The sequence below is a fragment of the Scytonema sp. UIC 10036 genome (assembly GCF_009725235.1).
The window spans coordinates 93,139-101,888 of sequence record NZ_WJFC01000021.1 but is presented as its reverse complement, the minus strand read 5'-3'; the positions used below and the strand labels follow the sequence as shown (position 1 = coordinate 101,888).

General features: G+C 40.6%; 9 protein-coding genes. 5 read left to right on the top strand and 4 right to left on the bottom strand.

Annotated elements, in window-relative coordinates:
- Positions 1–119 precede the first annotated feature (119 nt).
- Complete coding sequence (locus F7734_RS12695; RefSeq protein ID WP_155745044.1) at positions 120–1,163, bottom strand: nitrilase-related carbon-nitrogen hydrolase; 1,044 nt, start codon at positions 1,161–1,163, stop codon at positions 120–122.
- Between the two features lie 95 nt (positions 1,164–1,258).
- The gene (locus F7734_RS12690) at positions 1,259–1,783 is read right to left on the bottom strand and encodes a PAP/fibrillin family protein (protein ID WP_155745042.1); all 525 of its coding nucleotides are present in this window, start codon (positions 1,781–1,783) and stop codon (positions 1,259–1,261) included.
- 265 nt (positions 1,784–2,048) lie between these two features.
- On the opposite strand from F7734_RS12690, the gene F7734_RS12685 reads away from it, so the two are divergent.
- The 4 genes from F7734_RS12685 (at position 2,049) to F7734_RS12670 (ending at position 6,844) form a co-directional block, all read left to right on the top strand.
- Positions 2,049–2,693 carry an HMA2 domain-containing protein gene (locus tag F7734_RS12685; protein ID WP_155745040.1) on the top strand — a complete coding sequence of 215 codons (645 nt, stop codon included), beginning with the start codon at positions 2,049–2,051 and terminating at the stop codon, positions 2,691–2,693.
- Between the two features lie 18 nt (positions 2,694–2,711).
- Positions 2,712–3,728, top strand: a complete 1,017-nt coding sequence (locus F7734_RS12680; RefSeq protein ID WP_155745039.1) for a phosphatase PAP2 family protein — start codon at positions 2,712–2,714, stop codon at positions 3,726–3,728.
- A 268-nt stretch (positions 3,729–3,996) separates the two neighbouring features.
- On the top strand, positions 3,997–5,229 hold the full coding sequence (locus F7734_RS12675; RefSeq protein WP_155745038.1) for an MFS transporter: 1,233 nt from the start codon (positions 3,997–3,999) through the stop codon (positions 5,227–5,229).
- A gap of 76 nt (positions 5,230–5,305) precedes the next feature.
- Entirely contained in the window at positions 5,306–6,844 is a 1,539-nt protein-coding gene (locus F7734_RS12670; RefSeq protein ID WP_155745036.1) for an NB-ARC domain-containing protein, read from the top strand.
- On the opposite strand, the gene F7734_RS12665 is transcribed toward F7734_RS12670, so the two are convergent.
- Positions 6,825–7,613 (bottom strand): LysR substrate-binding domain-containing protein, encoded by a 789-nt coding sequence (locus F7734_RS12665; protein WP_347566182.1) that lies wholly within the window; start codon positions 7,611–7,613, stop codon positions 6,825–6,827. The two genes, F7734_RS12670 and F7734_RS12665, sit on opposite strands and share 20 nt — an antisense overlap.
- A gap of 9 nt (positions 7,614–7,622) precedes the next feature.
- Positions 7,623–7,727, bottom strand: a complete 105-nt coding sequence (locus F7734_RS66095; protein ID WP_347566181.1) for a LysR family transcriptional regulator — start codon at positions 7,725–7,727, stop codon at positions 7,623–7,625.
- A gap of 111 nt (positions 7,728–7,838) precedes the next feature.
- Between F7734_RS66095 and F7734_RS12660 the strand changes: the two genes are divergently transcribed.
- Positions 7,839–8,729: an aspartoacylase gene (locus tag F7734_RS12660; RefSeq protein ID WP_155745034.1), complete on the top strand. Its 891-nt coding sequence runs from the start codon at positions 7,839–7,841 to the stop codon at positions 8,727–8,729.
- Positions 8,730–8,750: the final 21 nt, after the last annotated feature.

Here is an 8,750-nt window from a genome sequence, read left to right as displayed (position 1 = left end):
CTAATGGCTAATGGCTAATGGCTAATGGCTAATGGCTAATGGCTAATGGCTAATGGCTAATGGCTAATGGCTAATGGCAATTCACTATTAGCAATTAGCTATTAGCCATTAGCATATTCCTATATAACTCCCAATTTCGCTAACCTTTCTATAGTTTCTTGCTGAGTCTGGATAAAATGTTTGCGGTCTACTTCTTTATCCAGCATGGTATTTGCTGGGTAGAAGTGGGATTGAGAGTAACTTTGTGCGTAGAGTTCCATACGCTGTCGGGAAAGTAAATTATTTAACCCTGGTCGGCGGCGATAGCGGCGTAAAGCAGCCAAATCAATTTCTGCAAATGCTGCCATACTCTCGCCGGAAGCAGTTTCAGCTAAGATTAATCCCCTATAATCAACAATTTTTGAGCCACCATCAGTAGAAGCACTGGGAATAGCAGAGTTAGCTATACCTGCACTATTTGCGGACACTACATATGCCATATTTTCCACCGCACGGCAAATTTTGGCTGCTTCTTTGGGTGCGCGTTCTTTGCTATAAACTTCTGAAGTTGAATGTAGAAAAATTTCTGCCCCCCGCATTGTCAAACATCGCGCCACTTCCGGATATAAAATTTCTTCTGAAGCAAGGGCAGCCAAATTACCAATTGCTGTTTTGGCGACTGGAAAAACACCCTCTAGTCCGTAGCAGTCGAGATACTTATCCCAAACATCATGAGGAGTTGGAGCAAACATGGAATTGAGTCGCCGATAGCGCAAGACAACCGTTCCAGAAGGATCGATGACAAAGCAAGTTTGAAAGTAAAGCTCTGGAAAGTTTGGATCAACCTCGTAAGCGTTACCTGCGAGAAAAATTTTATACTGCTGTGCAATCTTACCTAGCGCTTCATATTCTGCACCAGCCATTTCGAGACACGCTTTTTCTGCCCAAACATCTAGTGATTCTCCCATAGGAAAACCTGTGAGGAAATATTCTGGTAGAACAATTAAACGACAGTCACCACCAATAAACGCAATACTTGCAGCAATTTGTTTTGCCAGACGGTTGATAGTGTCTTGCATCAACGAGCGTACTTCCTGGGGATCGATTACCTGGTTAATAGCATGACACGTCACTTGCAGTGCTAAGGCTCGAAATGATTCTATGGTTTCGCGATCGGCTACCATACTCTGCTTTGCCTGTATTTTTACTCATTTTACGTTGTAATAGGTGGCAAACGATCGCTTTCATATTATTTATTACTAGTTGAGCCACAGGAATCTTAATCAAAAACTAGTTCAGATTGTAGCGTTTCTCTAGAAACAGAGTGCCGACGAAATACAAATAGGTTACCTGTAGCCCCTCGCCCTACCCTCATTTCCTCATCTAGAAAGGAAGTTATCCATAGGGCTTCATTTTGTAAGAATTCCAACACCGGAATTTTTAATTCGGGAAAACTCCAAGTAGATATACCAAAGGGCTTGGTTGCTTGCATAGCAAATGTACTAAACTTTACCTTAGCAACTTTCTCGTGCTCGCTACTCCACTGCCACAACCCGTTAGCCTGTATCTGCCATTCCCCAAGGAAGGATAAATCAAAAAGAGCACCATTGGAGGCAGAAATGCTTTCGTTACCGCCTGTCTCCAGTTGTTGCCAAACCTGCTTGATTTTAATGAGTCCCCAAAAATCTGGAATTGATGCTACGGTGCGTGTCACGACTGTTCCGCGAGAGGTATAGACCAATTGCCAATATCCGAGTAAGGTTGAGAGATGGTTTCTACTTAACGGGTATGAGATTGGATTCATGCTCTCAAGCTGTTCCACGATTTTATTGATGGTTTCGTCAGAAGAAGGAAATAAGGAACGATGAAAGCCCAATGCTCTGTTTTCAGAGCCAATCTTGTTGAGTCATCCCCTACCATATTTTTCTGTTCCAAAAGTTAGATATAGCAATGCTATCAAAGTTGTAAGATAAGAAACTATGATGGTTATTTGTTCTTTTTGCTTAACTTTTCTTATCAAAAAGTCTCAACATTAGTTATTGTATGTTTGAAAATTAAAATACGAGATTATGACTTCTAGAAACAAAGATAATTCTAACAAAAATATAATTCCGGCTCGGTCTCGCTCAGCTAACAAGACAGCCTCAAGTATAGCTAATAAAACTACGCCAGCTCAAAGGATATCCTATAGCGTTGCTCATGCAATTCCCGGACGCATTCGTTTTCGCATTCCTCGGCTAGCTAAGGATTCTACCTATGCCGAAAAACTGAAGCAGGTTATGGAATATGACTCTAAACTTACGAAAGTACGTGTTAACCCTGCTGCAGCTTCCATTGTTATCGATTATCCAATAGGGACAATAACAGACGAGCAAATGCGATCGCATCTCATTCATCTGATACAAACCGCTCCCGACATAGTAGTACCAACAGGAGTCACAGCAAAATCAGTTGTGGGAACTGTTTTTGATGCTGTCATTCACCTTATCGACACGACGCGTAATCTTAACCAAGCACACAATGCTATTAAGTACCAACGATTTAGAAAAGATACTTGGGAGCGCGTACTGTCTACCACAAGAAATATAATTAAAAGGCTAAAATCTGCTACCATGTTTATCCTGCCCAACAAACGATGGCAAAAGCGTAGCAAGCCAGATGATGTAGGTTTGCAGCCTTTAAAACTGCAAGCTGTTGGAGAGGGTGATTTATAGCCTTTGTGAAGTAGAAAAATGGGAATTCCTCATGTCAATCAACTCCCCAAGCAAAATCCTTTAGTTCGAGCACTTCATACTGCTGTCAAAGGAAGAGCAAGATATAAAGTCGATGGGCTTCACCGTTCGGAAGCTTTTAAAAGATACCTTGAACTCAGATTGTCAGATGAGAAAGGCATTCAGCAAGTGAGCGCCAATCACTATACAGGAAATGTTCTCGTTCTTTTCCCTTCCGATCGCAGCCCAAATGCGATCGCATCACTGATCCAAAATATTGTCTTTGATTATAGACAACAGATTGAAAAATCATTACTCAAGTCAGAGGCGGAAAAAATCCCAGCCGTTGTAAGCAAAGCCATATTAGCAGAAACACCCTTGCAGCAACCAATAGACAAAGCGGGAAGACAACTTATTCTGCTATCGGGAACGGCTGTTGGTACTCTCATTGCTTGCACTGTATTGCTGCACAAATTTGGTCTTGACGAAAGCATTTTGCTGGCCATTCAAAGATTGCATACGCCACTTCTCGATCGCATTATGGTTGGTATAACTTCTCTTGGTGGATCGGCGGGTTTGCCATGGATTTGCTTGGCATTTGCAACTAGTCCAATCTACTACAATCGTCGTTCGGAAGTCATAACTTTTGGTGTAGCCACACTAGGTGCGATGGCGTTAAATTATTTGTTGAAAGAACAGTTTGGTAGAGCACGTCCATCGCTGTGGGATTGGATTATAAATGTGGGTCACCACAGCTTTCCTAGCGGACATGCAATGATGTCAATGGTGGTTTACGGCTTTATTGCCTATACGTTGGCAAAAGAATTTCCTCACCAAAGAAAGCAAATTTTTACCTTGACCATTCTCTTAATTGCGGCGATCGGTTTTAGTAGACTTTATTTAGGTGTACATTGGCCTACTGATGTTGCAGCTGGTTATGCAGCTGGTTTACTATGGTTGATTGTCTGTATTTTTGGCTTTAATCTGTGGCAAAAATCTCGCTTGTCAAAACAGATTTTAACCTTACCGACTGGATGAAAAAAAGGGATCATCCCAATTTGGAAAAAACACGCCCGCGATGTTCGTAATCGCGGCTATAGGAACGCTCGTCCGCAAGGCAAGGACTTAATATGAAGTCCACGTAGGTGGACGAGCATTTATATAGCTCCAGAATTCTATTCTGAGGGCAAATTGCCAAAACGGGATGCTCCCGAAAAAAAGTGAGAGCGTGTTTGTAAAAAAAAGTTAAGTTTTAGGTCATGCAACGAGGTAGTATAAAGCATGAACCCAGTTAAAGAATTAGGGAATGCATCCAATCAAAGCCTTAAAAGCCAAGTTTGACCTACCTCTAAAATTTTGGATTATTGCTCTCATTGCCTTTATTAACTCTGTTAGTTTCACAATTATTCTTCCAACTCTTTATTCCTACGCTAAACAGTTTGGTCTTAACGATTTTCAAGCCAGTTTACTCACAACAAGTTATGCCATTGCTCAATTCTTAGCTACTCCTATTTTGGGTCGCTTCTCCGATTTTATGGGACGAAAGCCCCTTCTCATTATTAGCTTGTTGGGAACTGTAGGGGCGAATTTGATTGCAAGCTTTGCGCCTTTTGCCTGGTTGCTATTTGCTGCTCGCATTTTTGATGGTCTTACGGGAGGGAACAATTCTATTGCTAAAGCAGTCATCACAGACACAACTACACCAGTTAATCGCCCCAAAGCATTTGGATTGTTTGATGCTGCATTTCGCCTAGGATTTGTTACTGGTCCTGTTATCAGCTACTTTGCTCAACAGCTACCGACTGTTCCTGGTATTTCTTCAGTAGGAATGAGCTTTTTTGCTGCAGCCAACATAGCTCTTTTCGCTGTTGGTATCACTTGGTTTTTGCTTCCGGAAACTTTACAAAAGTCAGAGGAAGTCAAACTCAGTTGGCAAATGTTTGGGTTTGGCAAAATCTTGCGCTCCTCACTACGACCAAAACTTGGTCAAGCCTTTCTACTCACGTTTTTTAGTGGCTTCACCTTTACTATTTTTACCTTTGCGTTTCAACCGTTTTTCTTGAAGATTCTCAATCAAGATGTTCAAACTTTAGCATTCGTATTCACCCTAATTGGTGCAGTTGGTGTTATCACACAAATTTTTGCTGTCGAACCACTGACCAAACGGTTTAATCTTGCTGATATTTTGACCGTTGCGATCGCTGGACGGGCCATAATTTTTCTACTGATCCCTATTTTTCCAACGATGTCTGCTTTCTTCATTTTGGCGTGCTTGTTAGGTATCACCAATTCGTTTCCTATTCCACTTATTAGCACTATCTTATCTCTAAATAGTAGCGATCGCGAACAAGGTGAAATTCAAGGAATTAATGCTTCCTACCTAAGTATTTCTAATGCATTTGGTCCTGCTACAGCAGGTTTGCTCGTTAGTATCAACTACAGCATTTCTTTCTGGGTGACTGGTGTGTTGACGCTGTTAACTGCCGGATTTGCATTTAGTCTTAAATCATCCATGGATTGCAGTAAAAGAGAAGTATAGAGCAGATTGTGTTAGAACTGGCAAATATTTTAGAAATTGCGACACAATTAAAGATGAACACTCGTAAAAGCCAAGTATGGGTTTTAGAGCATCTCAAGAAGGTTTGGAGATTGTTGACAAAGCCAGAAAACAAAAGGGTTGGACTAAAACCCAAACGCCCATATGGTGGCAAACAGCATATGCTTCGAGAGCAACCTTGAGGCGATTTTGGGAAAGAAAGCGACCCATAAAACCAGAGTATTTTATTGCTATTTGTAATGCTGTCGGAGTTAATTGGGAGGAGATTGTTGACAAAAATTCTCTTTTATATCATCAAACACACCAAATGTCAAGACAAGATTTGGGTGACGCACCTGAAGCTTATGATTTTTACGGTCGCAAAGAAGAGCTATCGCTTTTAGAACAGTGGATCGTAAAAGAAAATTGCCGCTTGGTAGCGCTGTGTGGAATTGGGGGAATTGGCAAAACTTACCTAGCTGCAGAACTAGTTAATAATATTCGGAATCAAGTAGACTACCTCTTTTGGAGGTCTTTGCGCTCATCCCCTCCGTTGGAAGATATTTTGGCAACTATGTTACGCTTTTTATCTCCAGAATGGGAAGCAGATGCTGCTCAAGGCTTGAGTCAAAACATATCACAACTCATGGGTTGTTTGCGAAATCATCGCTGTCTTATAGTGTTAGATGATTTTGATGCTGTTTTACAAAACGGGGATCGCACGGTTTCCTATCTTCCTGGATATGAAGGTTATGGGGAACTTCTTAAACGATGGACAGAAACTTCTACGAAAAGTTGTTTGCTGCTTCTGAGTCGAGAAAAACCTAGAGAAATTGCCTTCAAAGAACGAAAAAATTCACCTGTGCGCTCTTACAAGCTGACAGGTTTACAGTTATCAGAAGCTGAAGAAATTTTGAAAGATAAAGAGTTACTGCGCGATGGCAATGCCTGGGAAGATTTGATTAGAATCTACAGGGGTCATCCCCTAGCTTTACAAATTGTTTCTACTATTATTCATGAGTCATTTAATGGAAGTGTCACCACCTTTCTTGAAGAGAAGACAATTATACTTGGTGATATCAGCATACTTTTATCTCAACAGTTTAAACGTTTGTCTAGCTTAGAAAAAGAGATTATGTACTGGTTGGCTCTCCAACAACAGCCCATATCAATATTACAGTTACAGTTGTATGTAAAATCACAAATAACATCATCAGTGTTGCTAGAAGTACTGACCTCATTGGGATGGCGATCGCTTATTGAGAAAACAGCAGAAGACAATGAAGTCATGTTTACGCTTCAGCCTATGGTCATGAAGTTTACTATAAGTGAATTTGTCAATCAGATATGCAGTGAAATTTCTCAAGGGCAAATAAAACTATTGAAAAGCCATGCTTTAGTGACAGAGTATCATTTATCTGAGCAAAAGACAGAGTTTCCTTACCGTCCGATCTTGCCAATGATTAAAAATAAATTGCTCGGTTTGCTGACAGATAAAAATACAGCGATTGAACGTCTCAGAACTCTGCAATCTACCATTAGAGAAAATCAAGACAAAGGATATTCAGAAAACAATATCCTTAACTTGTTAGCTCAGTTTAATGAGAGTAGCCAGTAACAGTTTTTGTAACCTTAAGGAATTCGCGTAGAATTGCTGATGAGTTATTATGCCGCCAAAAAGCAGCCATTTGAACTGTTAAGGTTTTTCCTTTGATTGATTTATAAACAACTCCTTTGCGTTGAAGATTTTGAGCGTTAGCAGGAAGCAACGCAACTCCAACTCCACCTGCTACAAGTCCCAAAATTGTTGTCATGAGTGTCGCTTCTTGAGTCACATTTGGCACAAAATTAGCCCGATCGCAAAGGTGATAAATTCCCTCAGATAACCCAGGAACAAATTGACGGCTGGGTAGAACAAATTCCTCTTGAGCAAGTGCTTTTAATGAAATTTTAGCTTGAGTTGCCAGTGGGTGAGTTTCAGGAAGGACAGCAATGAGCGGTTCTTCTAAAATTGTGATAAAACTCAAGTCTTCATACTCCGCAATTTTACGAGGTACATGAAAAAAGCCTACATCAATTTGGCGATCGTGCAATTCTTGAATTTGTGAGTGAGTTGAAAGTTCGCGCCAGACAAGTTTCACTTCTGGAAAGCGTTGGCGAAACACCTGCACTATATCGGGTAAAACGCTATTGGCAATAGAGCTTGTAAACCCTACCGTCAGGCGACCTAACTCACCTTGATGCACAAGTCTTGTTAATCTGACAGCTTGTTCTGTCTGGGCTACAGCGAGTCGGGCTTGTTCCAGAAACGTTTGTCCGGCTAAGGTTAATTGAAGGGGACGCCTTCTGCGATCGACAAACAGTTGTACACCCAACTCATCTTCCAAGTCTTGAATCTATTTGCTTAAAGGAGGTTGTGCTATGTGCAGCCGTTCAGCCGCACGGCTAAAGTTTAGCTCTTCAGCGACAACAATAAAATAACGCAGGTGTCGAAGTTCCATATTACAGTCGGTAAACTATATCTTGGAAATATAGTTTCTAGGTAAAAGAAGTATTGGACATATAGTAAAAGGTTTTTTAATATTAAAAGCAAAATTGATTCCCCATAAATTATGAATCAGATCGAACGGGTTGCAATTGTAGGTGGAACGCATGGGAATGAATTAACGGGTGCGTATTTGGTTAAAAAATTTGAACGCTACCCTCACTTCATTAAACGGTCTAGTTTTGAAAGCCTAACTCTACTAGCAAATCCTCAAGCATTCTTAGCCCAAAGGCGTTACATTGAGCGCGACTTGAACCGTTGTTTTACAAGTGAAAATCTCAGCAATGCAACACCTCAGACTTATGAAGACAGACAAGCCCAAGCTATTAATCAAATTTTAGGGCCAAAAGGTAACTCCAAAGTTGATGTGGTTATCGACTTACACAGTACAACTGCCAATATGGGGTTAACCATTATCCCTATTAACAATAGTCCGTTTAATCTTCGGTTAGCTGCTTACCTATGTTCTATCAATTCACTTATCAAAATTTATCGGTGGCAAGAATCCGGAGAAGAAAGCCCTTTTCTCAGATCCATATGTCAATTAGGTTGTACAATTGAAGTCGGTTCAATTGCTCAAGGTGTGTTGGATGCAAAATTATTTCAGCAAACTGAAGAACTGACTTATGCAGTTTTAGATTATTTGGAAAATTACAAGCAAGGAAATCCTTTATCGGTTCCTTCCAATCTGACGCTTTATCAGTGTATAAAAATAGTTGATTATCCAAAAAATGAGCAAGGAGAATTACAAGCAATGATTCACCCACAGCTTCAATTTCGAGATTATCAACCTCTCAATCCTGGCGAACCCATGTTTTTAACCTTTGATGGTCAAGCCATTCCTTACAAAGGTCAATCAACCGTTTATCCAGTTTTCATTAATGAAGCAGCTTATTACGAAAAAGGGATTGCCATGTGTTTGACACAAAAGCAACAATTCTCTACAGCGATCGCTTAAAATAAAAGTTAGCACTTCAGG

Excerpts from the sequence above, each read along its gene's own strand:
- F7734_RS12695 (WP_155745044.1), bottom strand. The coding sequence starts at position 1,163 with ATGGTAGCCGATCGCGAAACCATAGAATCATTTCGAGCCTTAGCACTG.
- F7734_RS12690 (WP_155745042.1), bottom strand. The coding sequence starts at position 1,783 with ATGAATCCAATCTCATACCCGTTAAGTAGAAACCATCTCTCAACCTTA.
- F7734_RS12685 (WP_155745040.1), top strand. The coding sequence starts at position 2,049 with ATGACTTCTAGAAACAAAGATAATTCTAACAAAAATATAATTCCGGCT.
- F7734_RS12680 (WP_155745039.1), top strand. The coding sequence starts at position 2,712 with ATGGGAATTCCTCATGTCAATCAACTCCCCAAGCAAAATCCTTTAGTT.
- F7734_RS12675 (WP_155745038.1), top strand. The coding sequence starts at position 3,997 with ATGCATCCAATCAAAGCCTTAAAAGCCAAGTTTGACCTACCTCTAAAA.
- F7734_RS12670 (WP_155745036.1), top strand. The coding sequence starts at position 5,306 with ATGGGTTTTAGAGCATCTCAAGAAGGTTTGGAGATTGTTGACAAAGCC.
- F7734_RS66095 (WP_347566181.1), bottom strand. The coding sequence starts at position 7,727 with ATGGAACTTCGACACCTGCGTTATTTTATTGTTGTCGCTGAAGAGCTA.
- F7734_RS12660 (WP_155745034.1), top strand. The coding sequence starts at position 7,839 with ATGAATCAGATCGAACGGGTTGCAATTGTAGGTGGAACGCATGGGAAT.